Annotated in this window: 16 protein-coding genes; 8 read left to right on the forward strand and 8 right to left on the reverse strand. The window is 57.6% G+C overall.

Going from position 1 to position 21080, the window contains the following annotated elements:
• Nucleotides 1-27: 27 nt before the first annotated feature.
• Nucleotides 28-1938, reverse strand: a complete 1911-nt coding sequence (locus JSS95_00150; protein ID MBS1798212.1) for a M61 family metallopeptidase — start codon at nt 1936-1938, stop codon at nt 28-30.
• Between the two features lie 92 nt (nt 1939-2030).
• Complete coding sequence (locus JSS95_00155; GenBank protein MBS1798213.1) at nt 2031-2597, reverse strand: glutathione peroxidase; 567 nt, start codon at nt 2595-2597, stop codon at nt 2031-2033.
• 77 nt (nt 2598-2674) lie between these two features.
• Here JSS95_00155 and JSS95_00160 point away from each other — a divergent pair, with 77 nt between their 5' ends.
• Nucleotides 2675-4543: an APC family permease gene (locus JSS95_00160; GenBank protein ID MBS1798214.1), complete on the forward strand. Its 1869-nt coding sequence runs from the start codon at nt 2675-2677 to the stop codon at nt 4541-4543.
• A 67-nt stretch (nt 4544-4610) separates the two neighbouring features.
• Here the strand turns inward: JSS95_00160 and JSS95_00165 are convergent, their stop codons facing one another.
• Nucleotides 4611-5111, reverse strand: coding sequence for a hypothetical protein (locus tag JSS95_00165; protein MBS1798215.1), 501 nt, complete (start codon nt 5109-5111; stop codon nt 4611-4613).
• 131 nt (nt 5112-5242) lie between these two features.
• Entirely contained in the window at nt 5243-6430 is a 1188-nt protein-coding gene (locus JSS95_00170; GenBank protein ID MBS1798216.1) for a cysteine desulfurase, read from the reverse strand.
• A gap of 136 nt (nt 6431-6566) precedes the next feature.
• Between JSS95_00170 and JSS95_00175 the strand changes: the two genes are divergently transcribed.
• Nucleotides 6567-7169 carry a DinB family protein gene (locus JSS95_00175; GenBank protein ID MBS1798217.1) on the forward strand — a complete coding sequence of 201 codons (603 nt, stop codon included), beginning with the start codon at nt 6567-6569 and terminating at the stop codon, nt 7167-7169.
• Between the two features lie 3 nt (nt 7170-7172).
• Here JSS95_00175 and JSS95_00180 read toward each other — a convergent pair whose 3' ends face one another.
• The 3 genes from JSS95_00180 to JSS95_00190 form a co-directional block, all read right to left on the reverse strand.
• Nucleotides 7173-8153 (reverse strand): hypothetical protein, encoded by a 981-nt coding sequence (locus JSS95_00180; protein MBS1798218.1) that lies wholly within the window; start codon nt 8151-8153, stop codon nt 7173-7175.
• A gap of 123 nt (nt 8154-8276) precedes the next feature.
• Complete coding sequence (locus JSS95_00185) at nt 8277-9410, reverse strand: citrate synthase (protein ID MBS1798219.1); 1134 nt, start codon at nt 9408-9410, stop codon at nt 8277-8279.
• Nucleotides 9411-9510: 100 nt separating this feature from the next.
• The gene (locus JSS95_00190) at nt 9511-10584 is read right to left on the reverse strand and encodes an FAD-dependent oxidoreductase (GenBank protein ID MBS1798220.1); all 1074 of its coding nucleotides are present in this window, start codon (nt 10582-10584) and stop codon (nt 9511-9513) included.
• 111 nt (nt 10585-10695) lie between these two features.
• Here JSS95_00190 and JSS95_00195 point away from each other — a divergent pair, with 111 nt between their 5' ends.
• Together JSS95_00195 and JSS95_00200 are read left to right on the forward strand one after the other, a co-directional pair.
• Nucleotides 10696-11517 carry a hypothetical protein gene (locus tag JSS95_00195; protein MBS1798221.1) on the forward strand — a complete coding sequence of 274 codons (822 nt, stop codon included), beginning with the start codon at nt 10696-10698 and terminating at the stop codon, nt 11515-11517.
• A gap of 403 nt (nt 11518-11920) precedes the next feature.
• Nucleotides 11921-13114: an acetyl-CoA C-acetyltransferase gene (locus JSS95_00200; GenBank protein ID MBS1798222.1), complete on the forward strand. Its 1194-nt coding sequence runs from the start codon at nt 11921-11923 to the stop codon at nt 13112-13114.
• A 6-nt stretch (nt 13115-13120) separates the two neighbouring features.
• Here JSS95_00200 and JSS95_00205 read toward each other — a convergent pair whose 3' ends face one another.
• Nucleotides 13121-14632 (reverse strand): L-serine ammonia-lyase, encoded by a 1512-nt coding sequence (locus JSS95_00205; GenBank protein ID MBS1798223.1) that lies wholly within the window; start codon nt 14630-14632, stop codon nt 13121-13123.
• A 150-nt stretch (nt 14633-14782) separates the two neighbouring features.
• Between JSS95_00205 and JSS95_00210 the strand changes: the two genes are divergently transcribed.
• The 4 genes from JSS95_00210 (at nt 14783) to JSS95_00225 (ending at nt 21078) form a co-directional block, all read left to right on the forward strand.
• Nucleotides 14783-16375 (forward strand): YifB family Mg chelatase-like AAA ATPase, encoded by a 1593-nt coding sequence (locus JSS95_00210; GenBank protein ID MBS1798224.1) that lies wholly within the window; start codon nt 14783-14785, stop codon nt 16373-16375.
• Between the two features lie 629 nt (nt 16376-17004).
• Complete coding sequence (locus JSS95_00215; GenBank protein ID MBS1798225.1) at nt 17005-17226, forward strand: DNA-directed RNA polymerase subunit omega; 222 nt, start codon at nt 17005-17007, stop codon at nt 17224-17226.
• Nucleotides 17227-17390: 164 nt separating this feature from the next.
• The gene (gene rho / locus JSS95_00220) at nt 17391-18641 is read left to right on the forward strand and encodes a transcription termination factor Rho (GenBank protein ID MBS1798226.1); all 1251 of its coding nucleotides are present in this window, start codon (nt 17391-17393) and stop codon (nt 18639-18641) included.
• 247 nt (nt 18642-18888) lie between these two features.
• A complete protein-coding gene (locus tag JSS95_00225; protein ID MBS1798227.1) occupies nt 18889-21078 on the forward strand; it encodes an EAL domain-containing protein in 2190 nt (729 codons plus the stop codon).
• Nucleotides 21079-21080 lie beyond the last annotated feature (2 nt).

Genomic DNA, 21080 nt, shown 5'->3' on the forward strand with positions numbered 1-21080 from the left:
ATGAACTACACCTCAAGGGAAAACCATCTAGTCGGCACTTTTCTTTTCTGTAGGGGCCTTCTCAGGAGTCGTAAGCGGCTTCGTAATCTCGTCGAGATAAGCCGGCGTACCCTCCACTCGTAGGAGCGCAGGGTAGCGCTCGCCCTCGTGGTAATCGACATCGGCGCTTGAGACAAAGGTATCCGATTGCAGAATCAGATGGATCGGCTCGGTCTTCCCCTTGGCTTCACGGATCGCCGAACGCAATGCTTCTGCTGAGAAGATGTTCCCGTTGATCGCAAGAATCTTCGTGCCGGGAGCGAGGTTGGCCTTGTCCGCCGGGCCTCCCCACCGAACGTCTGAGATGACGCCTTCACTGGAGAGGCGAAGACCTATGGAGTACCAGACGTTGATCCCACCGCCGCGGCGTCCACCAGTCGAGGCCATGGTGTGCTCCGAAGCATTCGGTTTATCGGTGTAGACCAGCTTGTACCCACCCTGTTCAATGCCCGCGAGATCGGCGCGAGGATTGATGTTGTCGATTCGGTCATGAATGAAGGTGGCCCAATCGTATTTCAGCACCTGGTTCAGATCGGCGATCAACTCGTTGCGGTCGTAGGTTATGATGAGCGGACCGGTATTGCCGCCTTTTGCGAGAAAGATATGCTGGAAGTCGGTAAGCGACTTCTGATTGTTGGTTTGCTTTCGTATGAGCGTATCGGCGTCGAGCCAGAAGAGCTCCCCCTCCTGGTAGTAGTCCTGTCCGCGGCGCCAGTTGTTCCAGGCAGCGCCTTGGCCGCGCAGAATGCTGGCGGCGATCGCGGTGTCTTCCGTCGAGCGCCACTGACGGCCGGGTTTGTAGTAAAGATTGGCGGCCGACATCGCCAGTTGATCGCGATACTGTGCCTGCGACTTCAACCCCGAGCGCGCAGCCAGCACGTTGCCCATGTACTGCGTCATACCCTCATACACCCACAGCAACGAGCCCTGTTGCATCTTGGCGAAATCGTCCTGGTAGAGGTTGTAGGGGCGGCGATACTTGCCGTTCCACGAGTGTGTAAATTCATGCGCCAGCAGGTCAGCCTCCGAGAGCTGATGCGCATCGTCGGCAAAACCCTTCTCGCCGACACCATTGTCCGACGATTGACCATGCTCCAGCCCCTCGCCGCCGGCGACGTCGGAGAGGGTAAGCAGGAAGTGATAGACGTTGTAGTGACGTGAGTTGTATGCAGCGCCTGTCTCACGAACGAGGTTGTTCAGCTCGGCCAGTAGCACCGGACGCAACTTTGAATCTTCCGGAGAGTCGGAGACCACATCGATGTAGTGCTTAGGAGTGACCTCGGGGGCAAGAGCAAACTCGTGGAAGTATTCGCCTGTGATGACTGGCGAGTCTTCAAGCTGCTCGACTGTGGTGGCGGCAAAGTGCGTCGTTCCACCCATTGGATGCTGTGGATCGTAGCCGTCAGTCGGAGTCAGAGCCGTACCGATTCCCCATCCTTTGGGTACCGTGACCGAAGGCTGCACAGCAATGTCCTTAACTGGTGTATTGGCGGGGTAGAGCAGCAGCTTCTCCCACTCCAGTACAGCGAGTTTCTGGCTCACGCGGGCGGTCACAATGCAGTCAAGGTGCGCGTGAAGCGTCGTCACCCCGGCGGGAACGGTGACGTGATACTGATACAGGTCTTCATCGTCGCGGCGCCAGGCCAGAGGTTTCCCGTTTGCAGTAAAGACAACGCCGGTGATTTCGCTCACAGGCCCGGTGGGTCGGTGATTGCCGGGAATCCACTTCGGAGTTGTGAGGGCGACCGTGCCTGGCTTCACGGGGATATCGATCTCCGCATGGTAAATTTTGCGTGGCGCGTCGGAGAGATCGGCTGCGATCTGAATAGGTGTCTTCTGTCCGATGGCTGAGGTGGAGACGAGCAACGGAAGCGCAAGGACGGCAAAGCGAATTCGCATAGAGGATGGAGTTCCTGTCGAGGCTGGTTTGGAGATGCCGGTTGGAGAGATTGTAGAGGGCAGGCCCTCCAACCGGATTCAAAAACGCAGTGTCAGGATCTCAAGGCCGATTCGACGGCCGCAATGACGGACGGATCGTCCGGGGTGATCTCCGGCGAAAACCGTTCAACGACCTTGCCCGTGCGATCGACCAGAAACTTCTCGAAGTTCCACAGAACTCCGGGCTCCGGGTTGGTGGAGGCGCCATTGTGCTTGGAAGCCAGAAATCCGTTTAGTTTCTGCCGGAAGCCCTCGCGGGAGTCACCGTTTGCCTGTGGCCGGGCGGCGATTAACTCGCGGTACAGTGGATGGGTCGCAGGGCCGGTGACGGCGATCTTCGAGAACATGGGGAAGTCAACGGAGAAGTTCGTCGCGCAGAACGCCTTGATCTCGTCATCCGTACCCGGCTCCTGCGCTCCGAAGTCATTGGCAGGAAAGCCGCAGACGACCAGACCGTCGCTTTTAAATCTGGAGTAGAGGGCTTCCAATGCCTTGTACTGTGGTGTCAGACCGCACTGTGAGGCGACGTTCACCACAAGGAGGACCTTGCCGCGGTATTCGCCGAGGGAGGCTGTTTCGCCTGTAATTCGCTTGACGGGGATGCTGTAAATATCTGCCATACCAGCCAGTCTATCGCCGATTGGCTGCGAAAATAGGCCTGCAAACTTTGGCGAACGCAGTAGTATCGAATAAGCCCATGACTTTTATTGATGTACTTTTTGGAAGACCCCTTGCGACCAGTGACGAACGTGCCGAACATATTGGAGTTGCGGCAGGAATTCCGATCTTTGGGTTAGACGCCCTCACCAGTGCGGCATATGGACCCGAAGCCGCAATGACGCTCCTGATCCCGTTGGGGATAGAGGGTGTCACCCACATCGTGCCGGTGATTACGGCCATTCTGATTCTGCTGGTCATTGTCTTCTTCAGCTACAGGCAGACCATCGAGGCCTATCCGGGGGGCGGCGGGTCATATACCGTTGCAACCGAAAATCTTGGGGAAGGCGCAGGCCTGCTGGCGGCTGCGGCCCTGATGATCGATTACATCCTGACAGCAGCAGTTGGGATCTCGGCCGGCGTTACAGCACTGACGTCTGCGGTTCAAAGCCTACAACATCACACGCTTGCCATCTGCCTGGTCATTCTCACGATTCTAGCGATCGTCAATCTGCGTGGCGTCAAGGACACGGGTGCAGCATTCATCCTCCCCACATTTTTCTTCGTCGCCACGCTACTGACCGTCATTGCTGTCGGCGTATATAGGGTTTACACCACGGGAGGTCATCCGGTCCCGGTGATTGCCCCCCCACCGCCTGCCTTCCCAACCGTGAAGTATTTGAGCCTATGGCTGCTGCTGAAGACCTTCTCCAGCGGTTGCGCGGCCATGACAGGCGTTGAGGCCGTCTCGAACGGTGTGATGGCCTTTGAAGAACCGCGGCCAAAGAAGGCCCAGCGCACTCTGAGCATCATCGTGGCAACCTTGATCGTGCTTCTCTATGGCATCGCATGGCTCTCGAAGGCATACGGCGTCACGGCGATGGAGCCGGACGCGCTCCACTACCAGAATGTACTCAGCATCCTTACAAGCGCGGTCTTCGGACGCGGCTGGTTCTACTACCTGACCATGGGAAGCGTGCTCATGGCGCTCTCGCTGAGCGCGAACACGGCGTTTGCCGACTTTCCCCGGCTTACCCGCGCGATCTCCATGCACGACTACCTGCCGCACGTCTTTACGCTGCGGGGACGCAGGCTGCTCTATTCGCATGGCGTCTATGCCCTGACAGGATTCACCGCACTGATCCTGATCCTGTTTGGCGGAGTCACTGACAGGCTTATTCCCCTCTATGCGATTGGTGCTTTCCTGGCCTTTACGCTGTCGCAGGCGGGCATGGTCGTCCACTGGCTGAAGATGGAAGAGCACCCGGGTCGCATGTGGCACATGTTCGTCAACGGCTTCGGCGCGGTGGCTACCGGGATCACCCTGGTGGTCGTCCTGGTTGCCAAGTTCCACGATGGAGCATGGGTGACGGCGTTGCTTGTGCCGACGCTCATCCTCATCATGATGGTGATCAAGCGCCACTACACCCGCGTCAAGCGCGAGATGAAGGACATGACTCCGCTAAGCCTGGCAAACATGCAGGAGCCGCTGGTCGTCATCCCCATGGCACGCTGGGATCGCATCTCGGAGAAGGCACTGCGCTTCGGTTTGCTGATGTCGAAAGAACTCAAGATTGTGCATGTCCACTCGGACGACGAGCCAGCCGGAATTGAAGAGGAGTGGCAGGCGAAGATTCTGACGCCGATCCGGAACGAGCGCCTGCCGGAGCCGGAGCTGGTCGCCATCCCTTCGAACTACCGCTTCATCGTTAATCCTCTGATGGACTACATCCTGGAGCTTGAAGAGACGAACCCAGGCCGAAAGATCGCAGTGCTTCTTCCAGAGCTGGTCGTGCGTCACTGGTGGGAAAACGCTCTCCACAACCAGCGCGTACAGCTTCTTAAACTGTTGCTGCTGCTCAAGGGAAACCAGCGAATTGTCGTCGTGAACATTCCCTGGTATCTGTAACAGAATGAAAAGGAAGAGCGCAGCCCCTTTGTTAAGGTACTGCGCTTTTCTTCATGTGAATGACGGGCTATCGGATACGGAAGACGACGCCAGTACTTACCGTGAAAAGTCCGAGGTTATTGCCGTTTATGTGAAGTGCTCCTCCGCCAACTTCCACGGCGCGCCAGTCAACGTGGGGGAAGAAGGCTACATCCAACCCACCGAGAGCCTGGTACAGAAAGCCAGATTTCGTAATGCTGCCTGCGCCAAAGTTTGTGCTGCCGACACCGACCGATCCCTGCACATATGGACGCAGCGGAAGGACAGGCGGTTTGAACGCCACGCGCACACCTCCAAGTCCGCTGCTGATCTTGTGTTGGTGCGTGTTGAGGATGCTGCCTCGGGCGTCGAGACCAAGATGTATCGGTCCAAATTTTCCAAAATCGTTATAGAGGCCGAAGGTGCCGCCTGCAGTCCAGAAACCGTAGGAACCGGTGTAGGGATAGGGTGGCTTCATATCGCCGAGATGTCCCCCGGTCACCGTTCCGTAGATGCCGGTTTGTGCATTTGCGACTGTGGAGAGAATCAAGGCTGCTGCAAAACACAATAAGTACCGAAGACGCATGAAGTCCTTTTCATTTGTAGAGGATTTCTCAAAGAAAACATGAACAGGATGTGCGTCGCAAGTATGTACTCTGATACGCCGAAGAGCCGTCGAGTCTAAGTTGCTGCAACAACTGCGCCAGGTTTTTTGTACGTCGGCGAAAGCTCGCGAAGATGCGCCACCGCCGCTGGAATCAGTTTGAGAACTTCATCGATCTCAGCTTCTGTCGTGAGCTTCGACAGAGAAAAGCGCAGGGTCGCTCGTGCGCGCGCAGGTGAGAGCCCCATAGCGGTCAGCACATGCGAAGGCTCCGATGCTCCGGAGTGACATGCACTCCCCCCGCTTACAGAGAGTCCCTTCAGGTCCAGTGCGATCAGCAGCGCTTCGGCTTCCACATGGTCGAAGTAGATGCTGGTTGTATTTGCGACCCGTGGAGACCCTGCCCCGTTGATCCCAGTCTCATCGACTTGCGCGAGGATTCCCTGTTCCAGGCGGTCGCGCAGTGCAGTGAGCTTTGCCGCCCCATCCGTTTTCAGCCAGTCGGTGCACATTTCGGAGGCCTTGCCCAGGCCGACGATACCCGGCACGTTTTCCGTGCCCGCACGGCGCTGGCGTTCATGCGCTCCGCCATGAAGCATTGGCGAAAGACGCACGCTCCTCCGCACATACAAAATTCCCGTTCCCTTCGGGGCAAAGATCTTATGCCCGGAGAGCGTCAAAAGGTCGACATCTTTCAGGAATCCATGTGGGCTTACGTCGAGCGGGAGCTTGCCACCTGCCTGGACGGCGTCGGTATGGAACAGCGCGCCCCCTGCATGTGCGATGCCTGCCAGCGCATCCAGAGGCTGAATAGCTCCAGTTTCGTTGTTTGCATACATGATGCTTACCAGCCGCGTGTTCGGCTTCATTGCTGCCAGCAGAGCGGCAGGTTCAACTACGCCCTGGTCCGTAACCGGAAGAAAGGTAACCTCGACGCCGCGAGAGGCAACCGCCTCAGCCGCTTGCAGGATGGCATTGTGCTCGATCGACGTTGTAATCAGATGGTCGCCCGGAGCAAGTACGCCGAACAGGGCAAGGTTGTCGCTCTCGGTGCCACCCGACGTGAAGACCACCTCGGCCGGACGGCAGTGCAACATGCGGGCCACTGCCTCGCGCGCATGGTCGACTGCTGCCCGCGCGTGCTGGCCCTGCTGGTGGATGGAGCTGGCGTTGCCATAGTGCTCAAGGTAGAAGGGGCGCATCGCTTCAAACACTTCTGGTAGAAGAGGTGTCGTTGCGTTGGCGTCGAGATAGATGCGCTGCATGTGTTTATTTTACGTCGAACAGACAAAGAACAACGCGGTTCAGGGACGAATGCCAGGCGGTATGTTGAACAAATCTGATAGCCTGAGCGCGGTTTTGCAGCGAATGGTGCATATCAACATCCAACGGAGATCAACGATGGTTAAGCAGATGGTAGTGGCAATGGCTCTGGCAACCTGTTGCTTCACAGGTGTCAACGCGCAGATGAGCCCGGCGACCCCGAAGATTGCGCCCGGAACGGCGGTCGAACCGGCGAAGTCTTTCGAGGATGCATTAACCGCCTTCGAGGGGCAGTTTGTGGGCCTGGCCAAAGCGATGCCGGCAGACAAGTACGACTTCGCCCCGAGCGCCGCGATCTTTGCAGCCTCTCAAAAGACCGACTATCTCTCCCCGAACAACCAGGGCGTGCGCAGCTTTGGGCAGATGGTCGCACACGTCGCCCAGGCGAACTACTTCTACGGCAGTCAGGTCGGAGCGATGAAGCCCGATGTGGATGTGAAGGCCATCGGCACCCTCAAGGACAAGGACCAGATCATCGCCGCGCTCGAGAAGTCCTTCACCTTCCTGCATCAGGCGATGGGCACCCTGACTGCTCAGAATGCGTTTGAAAGCACACGCGGTACTGCAACGCGCGCCAGCACGGCTGGCGGCGTTATCGCGCACGGCTTCGATCACTACGGCCAGCTGGCGGAGTACCTGCGCATGAATGGAATCATCCCTCCGGCAAGCGACAAGAAGTAGGCTTCACCGAAAGAGTTCGTTCATGACAGCATCGTCGCTCTCCTCCTGCGGCGCACCCCGCAGGAGGAAGGTCATGCTCACTCCAACGGTATCTACGCTACGGCGAAGACTGCGGCTGTAGTAGCTTGAAAACGTGGTCCGGTGATCGAGTGGGACATCGAATGTGCTGATAAAGCCATTGTCCTCAGTGACGTTGAATCCCGTAACGATGATCGGATGCCCTTTGCGATAGGCGCTATATATCTTCTGGTCGCCAATCGGGAGTTGTTCGTAGGCATCGGTTTCAAAGGACAGATTGCGGAATAGCATAATCCCGCAACCAACCTCGAAGTGTGCTAAAGGTCCGAGCGAGGTGTAGGTCTTCGTGACCTCACGATTGATGAGCGTCGTCGTATCTCCAGCCCCAATCTCGAGGACAGGTGTGAGGCGCCCGAACGTTCGCTCGAAATGGTTGTTCAGGTCAAACGTCACGCGGCCGGTAGTAAGTGGGTAGTCCTGGTCGCCAGTCGGAGCGGTGAACGAAAAGGTCGACTCGTAGATAAAGAGCTTTGGCAGAAACTGGCCATGGAGTGCAAAGACCGCGTCGCCAAGCTCCCCGCGTTGCGCAACCAACAGATTGTTGGGCTTGGGGTGGGCTTTCGTGCTTTCAGCAAGTCGAAAAAAATAGATCGGGATCGAGGCATCGACCGAGAAGGTGTCGTTGATCGTGTAAGAAACAGCCGGCATCATCAGCGTCGACCAGCCTGTCAGGGACTCATGGAAGCTGGATAGAGTAACCCCACCGTTGAACCGTTGCAGCGCAAATACCCCCGGCGTCTTGGATGGATTGCGCGCCGGTGCGATCATGGCTCCCGTGGAGGAAGATGATGTCTCTCCGGAGAGAAGGGAAGCAGTATGTACGCCCGAAGAGATGGCGGGCAGGGATGTAACAGTCTGGGCGGCGACTGGTGCGACGAACAGAATCAGCAGACAAGATACAACCATGTACCTCGAAAGGTTCAAAGCAAAAGTCCCTGAAAAGGCTATGCTCAGAGCATTTCACCTTCCAGGGACCTTGCCAAGAGGGTTTTCGCCTCAGCGGGTCTGGTTCCTGCTACCGGTTTTGATCTAACGGTCCTGAATAGCCGTGTACTTTGAGGGATAAGCCGGTCCCACATACTCGGCGCGCGGGCGGATCAGCCGATTGTCGTCATGCTGCTCAATCACATGCGCTGCCCAGCCGGCAATGCGGCTGACCGCAAAGATCGGGGTAAACAGGTCAATGTCGATGCCGAGCAGGGTATACGTCGAAGCTGAATAGAAGTCGACGTTCGCGTTCAGCTTTTTCTCCTGCTTCACAAAGAGCTCAATCTTGCGCGACATGTCGAACCACTTCATGTTGCCGGCGGTCTTGCTCAACTCCTCCGACATGCGGCGCAGGTGCGTCGCGCGGGGATCTTCCGTGTGATACACGCGATGACCGAAGCCGGAGATCTTCTTCTTCTCCGCAAACATCTGGCGGACGTACTCCACCGGGTCGGCGCCTGCCTTGTCGATGGCATACAGCAACCGCATCGTCGCTTCGTTGGCTCCGCCATGCAGTGGCCCCTTCAGCGCGCCAATGGCTCCAGTGATCGCCGAGTGAATATCCGCAAGCGTCGCCGCGATCACGCGGGCGGCAAACGTACTGGCATTCAGTTCATGGTCGGCATGTAGGATCAGCGCGATATCGAAGGTGCGGACAGCAGTCTCCGACGGCTTCTCGCCGGTCAGCATCCACAGAAAGTTTGCAGCGTGCGAGAGCGACGGGTCGGCTTCGACGACCGGCTTCCCCTTGCGAATTCGGTCGAAGATGGCGACGATCATGGCAATCTGCGCGGTAAGCCGATAGGACTTGCGTACGTTGGCGTCGTGCGAGTTGTCCTTCTCGTCCGCATCGTAGAGGCTCAGCATCGAAACAGCGGTACGCAGAATCTCCATCGGCGAACCGCTCGTGGGAACGCTGCGCAGCAGTTCGATAATCTTGGGGTCTAGCTTCCGTGCGTCGGCGAGCTTCTTTGTGAAGTCCGCAAGCTCTGCCCGGTTTGGCAGACGTCCGAACCATAGAAGGTAGGTTGTCTCTTCAAAGGTCGAGTGTTGCGCCAGCTCGTGAATATCGATGCCGCGATAGGAGAGAACTCCCGCATCTCCGTCGATCCAGCAGATCGATGAGGTGGTGGCGACAATACCTTCCAGTCCCTTTGGTGCGGTGGCGGTGGCCATAGAAATGAGTCTCTCCCAGCAAACTAAATTACATCGGTTATAGCGCAGCAAAGAAACGATTGTCACGACGGACGGGCGAATATCGAGCCTTTGTGCGAAGTTAAAGGTCTCCCTGGCGCAGGGGAGAGAATGCGGTCAGATCCAGCGGTGGAGCATTCCCCGCCAGTAGCTCATACATCACCCGGGCTGTTGCCGGGGCCAGCAGGATGCCGTTCCGGTAGTGTCCGCTGGCAATCAGATGGTTCTCAGTGACGCTCCCAATTAGCGGAAGGCCGTTCGCAGTTGCCGGGCGCAAACCGGCCCATGTCTCAAGCTCGCGTGCTTCAGCCAGCCCCGGAACCAGGTCCGCAGCAAGTGAACGGAGCCGCGCAATATCTTCGGCGTGAACGGTCTTATCGAACCCTGCATCTTCCACCGTAGCTCCAATCACGGCTCGCCTGTCTTCCGTCGATGCTGTCCGAGGGACGATATAGATCTCCGGCGTCCGGATCACCATATGCAGCGGTAGAGAAGGAGGCAGGGCAACCGCCAACATCTGGCCTTTCCGGGGTGTGACGTGCAAGTGTGACGGAATCGCAGGCGTGAAGGCCCATGCTCCGGTGCAGTCGACAAATCGCGATGGGTGAAATACCTCGCTGCCGGCATGAACTTCAACGTTCTTCGATCCGCTCCGTGCCAGACGTACCGGCGTCTTCGATCGCAGGTCGATCGTGGTCGCTCGAACGGCGGCGAGCAGGGCAACGGCCAGCTCTCGCGGGTCGAGGCTGTTCTCGTTCAGTAGAAGGAAGCGCCGGTCGCCGGCGTTCAGGTACGGAGCCGCAAGCGCCAGCGTCTCCGCGCACAGGACCGGCAGCTTTGCCGCAGCCCTGCCATGTCGCTCCGGCAGCGCCTGCAAGGTTGTGCTGGTGTGTAGCGGTACAGGGATCCCGGACAGATCGAATAACCGATCGAGAAATCCCGGATAGAGCGAAAGGCTGAGCTCGGAGAGCTTTCGCAACTCTTTTGGATTCTCCGGGTCATAGGCAGCAAGCATTCCAGCGGCTGCGGTGGAGGCCTCCGCAAGCGGCTCTCCCTTATCAAAGACGGCAACCCGGGCGCCGCCGCGGTGAAGTTCCAGGGCCAGCGAAAGACCCACAATCCCGGCCCCGGCAATACATACATCTGGCTGAAGCATGATTCCAGTTTATTGTGTCTGAAGAAGATATAGTTTGTGTGTGCCGCCGGTGCGATGATCGAATAGGACGGCCTTCGTCTAAAACCAAATGCAGTGGGTAAGGAGAGTGCAATGAGTGAAGAGGGATACGTAGAAGAGCGGTCAGTCTCCGGAGCGCTGCTTGCGACCGTAGCGGTCTCGTTGCTTGCCGCGCTGGGTGGACTGATATGGTGCTACACCTTGCAGAAAGACCTGTCCGCGGCCAATCAGAAGCTGACCGTAGCGACCCAAAAGGACGTCGAGCTTACACAGAAGCTGGAAGCCACCAATGCGCGCCTGCGGGCGACCAGCGAAACCCTGGGCCAGAGCGTAGGCATGACCCAAAAGCAGATCGAGCTGAAGACGCAGAGCATCATTGCCCAGCAGAAAGTGGCTCAGGCGAAGATCGAAGAGCAGCAGCAGGCGACGCAGAAGCAGATCGGCGCCGTCTCCACCGAGGTATCGAGCGTAAAGACCGACGTCGGCGGCGTGAAGACCGATGTTGCCGCGACCAGGACCGACCTGGAAGCGACCAAGTCCAAGTTGACCCGCGTCATCGGAGATGCCGGAGTGATGAGTGGCCTGATCGCAACAAACCACGATGAGCTGGAGATTCTGAAGCATAAGGGTGATCGCAACTACTACGAGTTCACCCTTCAGAAGGGAGCACAGCCCACTCTGCTCTCGACCATCAAGCTGCAATTGAAGAAGGCGGACCAGAAGCATTCGCGGTACACCATGAATGTCAGCGCCGACGACAGGATCATCGAGAAGAAGGACAAAGGGCTCGATGAGCCTGTTCAGTTCTATACCGGCAAAGATCCCGCTCTCTATGAAGTCGTCATCAACAACATCGAGAAGAACAAGGTATCCGGCTACCTCTCGACGCCGAAGAATAAAGCGGTCGCACAATAACAAGCCGCATCGACGCAAAACGGGGGACGCTTTCCGCGTCCCCCGTTTTTGCTTTGCCTTGGTTGAAACTACTTCTTTTTTGCTGCCTTCTTCGCTGGCTTCTTTGCTGCTTTCTTTGCTGCCTTCTTGGTTGCCATTTGCCTATTCTCCCTAGTGATTAGACATTGACTCTACAACACGCTGCATTGCAGCTAACGAAGGTATAGATTCATGAAAATTCACTGTCAAGAAAAATCGAATGCTTTATGCAATTTTTTTTTGGACGATCTTTTCCTCGATGGACCTCCACAGAGATGCTTCTGACCCTTTTGTGTCATACGAAGTTCGTCTCGCGTCGATGAGTTGATGAGATGTACTCTCAATCTGCACGTTTGAATTTTGCCACTGCAACAGGAGTCTGATGATGAACGACGTTGTCATTGTGTCGGCTGTGCGCACCCCGGTTGGAAAGTTTCAAGGCTCGCTTGCAGATCTCTCCGCTGTCGATCTTGGTGCGATTGCAGTGCGCGAAGCAGTGCGCAGGGCCGCAATTGACGCGGCTTTTACATCGTCAGTCGATGAGTGCATCATGGGCTGCGTTCTTCCCGCCGGACTCGGACAGAACCCCGCGCGACAAGCTGCGTTGCGCGGCGGCCTCAGCGATACCGTCTCCGCCCTGACGATCAACATGGTATGCGGCAGCGGTCTTCGAGCAGTCGCACTCGCCGCACAGAACATCATGGCCGGCGACTCGGAGATCGTCGTCGCTGGTGGAATGGAGTCCATGTCGAACGCGCCTTACCTTCTTCCCGCTGCTCGCCGCGGAATGCGCATGGGCGACTCGACAGCGGTCGATTCCATGATTCGCGACGGTCTATGGTGCGCCTGCGAGGACTGGCACATGGGCATGACCGGCGAGCTCGTCGCAGAAAAACATGGCTTCACTCGTGAGCAGCAGGACCGTTACGCGCTCGAATCGCATCGCCGCGCCGCAGCAGCTTGGCGCGAAGGGCGCTTCGACGCCGAGGTCGTTCCCGTTGCACTTCCTCCGAAGAAGAAAGGCAGTGAGCCGGTCTTCTTCTCGCGCGATGAGAGCGTTCGAGAGGACGCATCACTGGAAGCTCTCGCCGCGCTAAAGCCCGCATTCAAAAAAGATGGAACTGTCACAGCCGGCAACGCCCCCGGGGTAAACGATGCTGCCGCCGCTGTCGTGGTCATGTCCGCGGAGAAGGCGAAGCAGCTTGGATTGAAGCCGATGGCGACGATCAGGGCTCAGGCCACTAGCGGAGTCGCTCCCCGTTGGGTGATGCTTGCTCCGGTCATCGGAGTACAGCGCGTTCTGGCGAAAGCAGGCTGGAGCCACGACGAAGTCGATCTCTACGAGTTGAACGAGGCCTTCAGCGTACAGGCGCTGGGAGTGACGAAGGAGCTTGGCCTTCCGCTCGACAAGGTGAACGTCAACGGCGGCGCTGTGGCCCTCGGCCATCCCATAGGGGCCAGCGGAGCCCGCGTTCTGGTAACGCTCATCCACGAGATGATTCGCCGCGATGTAAAGAAGGGTGTCGCGGCGCTTTGCCTCGGTGGAGGGAATTCGGTCGCGCTCGCGGTTGAGAGATAGTGCTCCTCAGCACTCGATAATGTTCAGAGCCAACCCTGCAAGCGAAGTCTCTTTATACCGCGACTGCATATCCAGCCCCGTCTGATACATCGTCGCGATCACCTGGTCGAGCGAGAGTTTATGTCCCAGGGTCTCGTGCATAGCCATGCGCGCTGCGTTGATGGCTTTGACCGTGCCCATGCCATTGCGTTCGATGCAGGGGATCTGCACCAGTCCGCCGATGGGGTCGCAGGTCATCCCGAGGTTGTGCTCCATGGCGATCTCCGCCGCGTGCTCGACCTGATCGTTCGTCCCGTTGAGCGCGGCGACGAGTCCCCCTGCCGCCATCGAGCAGGCGACGCCAACCTCGCCCTGGCAGCCGACCTCGGCCCCGGAGATGCTGGCGTTCTCCTTATAAAGGATGCCGATCGCTGCGGCGGTCAGGAAGTAGCGGATGATCCCAGCCTCATCCGCACCATCGGTGAAGCGCATATAGTAGTGCGCGATAGCCGGGATGACGCCCGCAGCTCCGTTCGTTGGTGCGGTGACGACACGGCCTCCGGCGGCATTCTCCTCATTGACCGCCATGGCGTAGACGGTGACCCAGTCCATAGGAGCAAGCGGATCGCGTGAGCCTTCCGTCTCAAGCCGCCGTGCGAGACGAGGTGCGCGACGCCGCACATTAAGGCCGCCAGGAAGAATGCCTGCGGTGGCGAGGCCGCGCTCGGTACACTGTTGCATCGTTCGCCAGAGCGTGAGAATGCTGGCCTTGATTCGTTCTTCAGGGGGTTGTGCGGCGGATCGGTTCTGGCTCTGCGAGCTTTGTTCTTCCCACCCTTCGCTTTGCGAAGGATGGGGCCCCCGATCTTCAATGGCTGGTGGCGGGCGATTGATGGTTGTATCTGAAAGTAGAGCGACCTCGTTAGCGAACAGAAGATTAGCGATGGTGAGGTTGTGCGCTGCGGCGGTCGAGAGCAGCTCAGCCGCGCTCGTGAACGGATAGGGAACGACGCGGGTCGAGGTCGCCCTGGCAAGTTGCTGCGCTTCAAACTCCGCAGCTGAGAGGATGAAGCCTCCTCCGACGGAGTAAAAGATGTCCTGCGCGATCAATTCACCCGCTGCATCGAAGGCCGAAAAGCGCATCCCGTTCGGGTGTGTTGGAGTCGCGATGTCCGGGTACATCTGGCCGCGATGAAAGAGCAGATTCTCGGCTTCGTTGAAGGGGATAGCTTCGCGGTCCAGCACGTAGAGCGTACCTGTGTCGCGCACTGCTGCCAACTCTGCTTCAATCACTGCCGGATCGACGGTGTCCGGGGCCTCTCCCATCAGGCCAAGCAGAATGGCGCGATCAGTTCCGTGGCCGTGACCGGTAAGCGCGAGCGAGCCGTAAAGATCCACCGTAACGCGGGCTGTATCGGCAAGCCGTTCCTGCTCGTCAATCGACTGCGCAAAACGCAGTGCCGCACGCATAGGGCCGACAGTGTGCGAACTCGAAGGGCCGATTCCGATCTTGAAGAGTTCGAAGAGACTGGTATTCACGGGGACTATTGTAGGCGCACGCAAGGTCCGCTGCCGTTGTTCGTCCAGAGGTAGGGAGAGTTCTGCGACCTTTGTGCCAGCGTGGAAGGGGAAGAGTGAGTGCTATACTCGCCGAACACTCCACCGCCTCAAGGACATACCAGGCTCACGATGCTTTTCAAGGCCCGCAGTGCTGCCGTATACGGAATCGACGCTCACCTGATCGACGTTGAGATCGACTTCTCTCAGATCAAACTCGACAAGGAGCAGTTCAGCACGGTTGGACTTCCCGACGCAGCGGTGCGCGAGAGCCGCGACCGCGTACGCTCGGCGATCAAGAACTCGGGCTTCGAGATTCCTCCAACCCGCATCACCATCAACCTCGCCCCGGCCGACCTGAAGAAGGAAGGCTCTGGCTTTGACCTGCCTATTGCCATAGGCATTCTTGGCGCATACGGCGCATTGACCATCAAGGACCTCTCCGACTTCCTGCTCGTAGGCGAACTAGGACTCGATGGAACGGTACGCGCGGTCCCCGGTATGCTGCCCATCGCGGTTGCAGCCCGTGCGCATGGAATCAGGAACCTGGTTGTCCCGGCAAGCAATGCTCGTGAGGCGGCAGTCGTTGAAGGCGTGAGAGTTTTCCCTGTAAGGAGCCTGCTGGAAGTTCGAGAGTTGTTGAACTCTGCGGCAACCGGAACTCTGAGCGTCCCTCCCCTGGAGGTCCGTGCGAGTGCTCTTCTCGAGGAAGCCCAGACCTTCCCTTTCGACTTCAAAGATGTTCGCGGTCAGCACGTGGCCAAGCGCGCGCTCGAGGTTGCCGCCGCCGGTGGACATAACATCCTGATGATCGGGCCTCCCGGCTCCGGCAAGACCATGCTGGCCAAGCGGCTTCCTTCCATCCTGGCCCCACTCAAGTTCGAGGAGGCCCTGGAGACGACGAAGATTCACTCCGTTGCCGGAGTCCTGGACGGTGAGCAGGGCCTGGTGGCCTACAGGCCCTTCCGTTCTCCTCACCACACCATCTCCGATGCAGGGTTGATCGGCGGCGGCATGGTCCCCCGCCCAGGCGAAGTCTCGCTCGCTCACAACGGCCTGCTCTTTCTTGACGAGCTGCCGGAGTTTCCCCGCAACGTCCTCGAAGTGCTGCGGCAACCCCTGGAGGATGGAACAGTGACTATCTCCCGGGCAGCCATGAGTCTCAGCTTTCCGGCGCGGTTCATGCTGGCAGCGGCAATGAATCCCTGTCCCTGCGGTTACTTCAACGATAAGCGGCGCGAGTGCATGTGCACGCCACCGATGATCCAGCGCTATGTCTCAAAGGTTAGCGGCCCTCTGCTGGATCGCATCGACATCCATATAGAGGTCCCCGCAGTTGAGTACAAGGAGCTGCGAGGCGGAGCGGCCGCCGAGGGCTCAGCCGAAATTCGCGAGCGGGTCCTGGCCGCGCGGAGCAGACAGCACGAACGGTTCCAGCAGCCTGCTGCAAAACTGAAGGGTTCCGGGAAGACCGCTGCGCATAGGGTCTATGCCAACTCGCAGATGACAACCCAGCAGATTCGTGCCTTTTGCGTCCTCGAACCTGAGGCCGAGCGCCTGCTGGAGCGGGCCATGCAGCAGCAAGGGTTGAGCGCCAGGGCGCATGACCGGATTCTAAAGGTCGCTCGGACGGTTGCCGACCTGGATCAGGCCGAAAGCATAGGAACAAAGCACATCGCTGAGGCGATCCAATATCGCACACTCGATCGGAGCTATTGGTCCTAGATCGAACTGGCCGGCGTAGAAACGGGTACCGGCTTTACCTGCATCAGACTTATTTTAAGTGATTGATTGTAAATGCACTTAATGGCGATACGTCACCCATTGAATCCGAATGCCGGCCTGCTCGATAAAAAATCCCGATTCTGGAATGTTTTCCACCTGTAGATTTCCAAAATAAAGATTGACCTGAGAGCGCAGAAGATTTATTTTTCATGAGGTCGAGGATATTGCAGCTCAGATCAACTGAGTTTCGGTATGAAAAATACATCCGGCACCCAAGGTTTAAGTTTTACCTTGAGCGGGGCTTTTATCTGCTTGTCTGTGTTCCCTTGAGACGCAGGTTGCCGGTGAAAACAAAGCAGACAGGGTTCTTCACGATCAGCGCAGGCGGAGACGCGGGCGCGGTTTGGTTTGTCCGCCCGATAATCGGCGGATCGTTTTTGGATTGAGATAGTTAGCAGAGAATTACCAAAAAATGACAGAACCCTTTTTCGGGTTTCTGCGTCTAATTGAAGTGTGGCGGGATAAGATTGTTGCGATTCCTGCCAAAGCGAAGAGACGGAAGATTGCGGGCGATGGAGCGTGAACAGCACACGTCTGCTCGTGACAAAGATTGAATAAAGGAGAAGATGATGCGCTCAGACCTTATTTTTGGAGCTCTCACTCACGTAAAGAACCGCTATGAGCTCTGTCAATTGGCCTCGAAGGCGACGCGTAAGCTGCACAAGCCGAACACTCGCCTGCAGGACACCACCAACGAGGTTCTTGATCGGTTCAAGGATTCTCTGCCCGCTGGCGAGCACGCAGATGCGCCGGTACAGAAGATTCAGGTTCAGGAGCGCCGCGCGGCTTAACGCGCGGCTGTTCCTTTTTTATTCACCTCTAACGCCTTGTCCGCAAAAAAAAATCCCTCAAAATTGAATATCCCGCAGGCCTTCCCGCACGACCCATCTGTCAGGCAGATCCCGCCAAGATTTCAAAATCCCTCCTATCGCTAATCGATACAACAAGGTAAAACATGACCATCTCTGAGTTGAAAGAACACAATATCGCCGAGCTGGGTAAACTTGCCCGCGGGCTCGACATCGCCGGCACCAGCGGCCTCCGCAAGCAGGACCTCATATTCAAGATTCTTCAGGCGCAGAGCGAGAAGGAAGGCCACATTTTCGCCGAAGGCGTTCTGGAGATTCTGCCCGACGGCTACGGCTTCCTTCGTTCCCCCGACTACAACTACCTGCCAGGCCCGGATGACATTTACGTCTCGCCTTCGCAGATTCGCAAGTTCGACCTGAAGACAGGCGACACGATCTCCGGCAATGTCCGTCCCCCGCATGAGGGCGAGAAATACTTTGCGCTGGTGAAGATCGAAGCGATCAACTTTGAGTCTCCCGAGGAGACGCGCAATAAGATTCTGTTCGATAACCTGACCCCGCTCTATGCCGAAGAGCGGGTGAAGATGGAGACGGTTCGCGACAATATATCCGGCCGTGTGATGGACCTGCTGACTCCGGTAGGTAAGGGGCAGCGTGGATTGATCGTCGCTCCTCCGCGTACCGGCAAGACGATGCTTCTACAGTCGATCGCAAACTCGATTACCTCGAACCATCCCGAGGTGGTACTGATCGTTCTGCTGATCGACGAGCGCCCGGAAGAGGTCACCGACATGCAGCGTTCGGTCAAGGGCGAGGTCATCAGCTCGACCTTCGATGAGCCGGCGGCCCGCCACGTACAGGTAGCCGAGATGGTGATCGAGAAGGCCAAGCGCCTGGTCGAGCACAAGCGCGACGTCGTGATTCTGCTGGACTCCATCACCCGTCTGGCCCGTGCCTACAACACCATCGTTCCCCCCAGCGGCAAAGTGCTCTCGGGTGGTGTGGATTCCAACGCTCTGCAGCGGCCGAAGCGGTTCTTCGGTGCGGCCCGCAACATCGAAGAGGGTGGTTCGCTCACGATTATCGCAACGGCCCTCGTCGACACCGGTTCCAGAATGGACGAGGTCATCTTCGAAGAGTTCAAGGGTACCGGCAACATGGAAGTGATCCTCGACCGCAAGCTGGTCGACAAGCGTGTCTTCCCGGCGATCGACATTCAGCGTTCCGGTACGCGTAAGGAAGAGCTGTTGATCCCGAAGGAAGACCTGCAGCGTATCTGGGTGCTCCGTAAGGTATTGAATCCGTTGTCTCCTGTGGAAGCGATGGAGCTCCTGACGGACAAGCTGGCAAAGACGAGAAACAACCAGGAGTTCCTCCACAACATGAGCTCGATCTGACGATTGGGAGAGATTCCCCGGTCCGGGTGGTACTGGTTCGGGTGATGAGCGAGGGCGCGGTCAATTTGGCGGCGCCCTCGTGCTTTTCAGTGTGGGTCGTGCCACACAAACATCGGAGTACCCATATGGGTAAAGTCATGCCCTTTTTGGGCCATCGATCTTTTCTATTTTTGTGATATTCCAGTAACCATCCTTGCTTGCAGGGATAATTTTGATTGCACTGGATTTTTTCGCGGAGCTGGTCCTGATGCATGGTTCGTACAACTACTATCTTGTTGCGCTTTCTCTGCTGGTAGCGATGTTTGCGTCGTACACGGCGCTGGATCTGGCGGGACGCATCCGTTCGATCCATGTGTCGGCGAGAAAGCGGTTTATCTGGCTGATTGGCGGCGCGGTCGCTATGGGGCTGGGCATCTGGTCGATGCACTTTATCGGGATGCTGGCCTTCCAGATGCCGATCCAGCTGGGGTATGACGCCCGGATCACGGGATACTCCCTGTTGATTGCGATCCTGATCTCCGGTTTTGCGCTCCATATCGTAACGAGAGATGAGTTGAGCAGGGAGCGTCTGGCCGCCGGCGGCGTTCTGATGGGGCTCGGCGTAGCCGCGATGCACTATACGGGCATGGCCGCCCTGCGGATGCACCCGGCGATTACATATAGTCCGAGACTGTTCTGGACCTCGGTTGCAATTGCTATCGTTGCGTCGTGGGCGGCGCTATGGATTGCATTTACACTGCGGGAAGGGAATCATCGTTATCTCCTGCTGAAGCGATGCGGTGCCGGTTTTGTCATGGGCGTGGCGATCGCGGGAATGCACTACACGGGCATGGCGGCGGCCATGTTTCACAGCGGGGCTATGTGCGAAGCGTCGAACGGCGTCAGTACCAGTTGGCTGGCGTTTACCGTGACAGCTTCCACTTTGTGTGTGCTGACGATGACTTTGATCTACTCCATGCTGGATGCGCGATACGATCTGCAGGAGTTTCAGTTGAAGGCATCGCTGGAGAAGGCTGAGTTGAACGCCTCGTTGGCCGATGTCAATGAGCGGTTGCTCACGATGGCGACAGAAGATGCGTTGACGGGGCTTCCAAATCGTAGCGCATTGATCGAGCGCCTGGAACAGGCAATCTTTGACGCTCGTAGACACGGCACGACCTTTACCTTGATGTTTATGGATCTTGACGGGTTCAAGACCGTAAACGACTCACTGGGGCATACCGCGGGCGACAGGCTGCTGAAGGCATTTTCGCGGCAACTGGTACATAGCGTCAGGCACGAGGACACGGTAGCGCGACTGAGCGGCGATGAGTTTATCGTTCTGCTGGAGCGGATCGGCTTTCAGCAGGAGGTAGCTCCCATTGCCGAAGGAATACTTCGCCGGATGCAGCAGGACTTTGTGATCGACGGAGCTCCGTTACGGGTGACGGCATCAATCGGGATTGCCGTATATCCAGGAGATGGCGAATCGGTCGAAGAACTGCTGAAGAACGCAGATACGGCGATGTATGAGGCAAAGCACGAGGGCCGGAATACCTACCGGTTCTTCGACGTGGGGATGAGTCAGGCAGTAGCCAGGACGCTTTCTATTCAGCGTGGCCTGGCGGAGGCCCTGGAGAAGAAACATCTGACATTGCACTTTCAGCCGAAGTTTCGTGGGCCGAATCGCGAGATCGTCGGCGCCGAAGCCCTGATCCGTTGGGAGCACCCGAAGCTAGGCGATATTCCTCCGCTGGAGTTTATTCCAGTAGCAGAGCGCACAGGCCAGATTCTGCCAATCGGCAATTGGGTGATTGCCGAGGTGTGCCGGTATATCAAGCGATGGCAGAGGGCAGGATTACCGTTGGTGAAGATAGCCATCAATCTCTCGCAGGAGCAGTTGCGCAAGGCCGACTATGTGGAGACAGTGCTCGCGATGACGCGCGCGGAGGGAGTGGAGCCGGAGTGGATCATGTTCGAGATTACGGAGACGGTTGCGATGCGCAATCCCGAACTGACCTCCGAGATCATCAGGAGATTTCAGTTATCGGGGTTCGACGTTGCTGTCGACGACTTCGGTACTGGTTACTCAAGCCTGGCGTACCTCCAGCAGTTCCGCGTCAAGCAGTTGAAGATCGACCGATTCTTTACAGAGGGATTGGACCGGCATGGACGGGAAGGCGTGGCGATGGTTTCAGCAATCATCGCGCTGGCGCATGCCCTCAATATGGTGGTGGTTGCCGAGGGAGTTGAGACTCAGACGCAGCTATCGCAACTTAGGCAGCTCCAATGCGACGAGGTTCAAGGATTCCTCCTGGCACCGCCACTCTGCGCCGAAGATTTTGAGGAGACGATACGCGAGGGGCAGATCCCCTGGCGGAGTGCAGAAGACACAGAGCAGTCAAGTTACGGGCCGTATGGATGGAGGCTCTCAACGGAAGGCGCAGATGCAGGATGAAC

Source organism: Acidobacteriota bacterium (assembly GCA_018268895.1).
Classification (GTDB): Bacteria; Acidobacteriota; Terriglobia; order Terriglobales; family Acidobacteriaceae; genus Edaphobacter.

Bases quoted from the DNA above. Each gene is read 5' to 3' on its own strand.
- JSS95_00150 (MBS1798212.1), bottom strand. From the start codon at position 1,938: ATGCGAATTCGCTTTGCCGTCCTTGCGCTTCCGTTGCTCGTCTCCACC.
- JSS95_00155 (MBS1798213.1), bottom strand. From the start codon at position 2,597: ATGGCAGATATTTACAGCATCCCCGTCAAGCGAATTACAGGCGAAACA.
- JSS95_00160 (MBS1798214.1), top strand. From the start codon at position 2,675: ATGACTTTTATTGATGTACTTTTTGGAAGACCCCTTGCGACCAGTGAC.
- JSS95_00170 (MBS1798216.1), bottom strand. From the start codon at position 6,430: ATGCAGCGCATCTATCTCGACGCCAACGCAACGACACCTCTTCTACCA.
- JSS95_00175 (MBS1798217.1), top strand. From the start codon at position 6,567: ATGGTTAAGCAGATGGTAGTGGCAATGGCTCTGGCAACCTGTTGCTTC.
- JSS95_00180 (MBS1798218.1), bottom strand. From the start codon at position 8,153: ATGGTTGTATCTTGTCTGCTGATTCTGTTCGTCGCACCAGTCGCCGCC.
- JSS95_00185 (MBS1798219.1), bottom strand. From the start codon at position 9,410: ATGGCCACCGCCACCGCACCAAAGGGACTGGAAGGTATTGTCGCCACC.
- JSS95_00190 (MBS1798220.1), bottom strand. From the start codon at position 10,584: ATGCTTCAGCCAGATGTATGTATTGCCGGGGCCGGGATTGTGGGTCTT.
- JSS95_00195 (MBS1798221.1), top strand. From the start codon at position 10,696: ATGAGTGAAGAGGGATACGTAGAAGAGCGGTCAGTCTCCGGAGCGCTG.
- JSS95_00200 (MBS1798222.1), top strand. From the start codon at position 11,921: ATGAACGACGTTGTCATTGTGTCGGCTGTGCGCACCCCGGTTGGAAAG.
- JSS95_00210 (MBS1798224.1), top strand. From the start codon at position 14,783: ATGCTTTTCAAGGCCCGCAGTGCTGCCGTATACGGAATCGACGCTCAC.
- JSS95_00215 (MBS1798225.1), top strand. From the start codon at position 17,005: ATGCGCTCAGACCTTATTTTTGGAGCTCTCACTCACGTAAAGAACCGC.
- rho (MBS1798226.1), top strand. From the start codon at position 17,391: ATGACCATCTCTGAGTTGAAAGAACACAATATCGCCGAGCTGGGTAAA.
- JSS95_00225 (MBS1798227.1), top strand. From the start codon at position 18,889: ATGCATGGTTCGTACAACTACTATCTTGTTGCGCTTTCTCTGCTGGTA.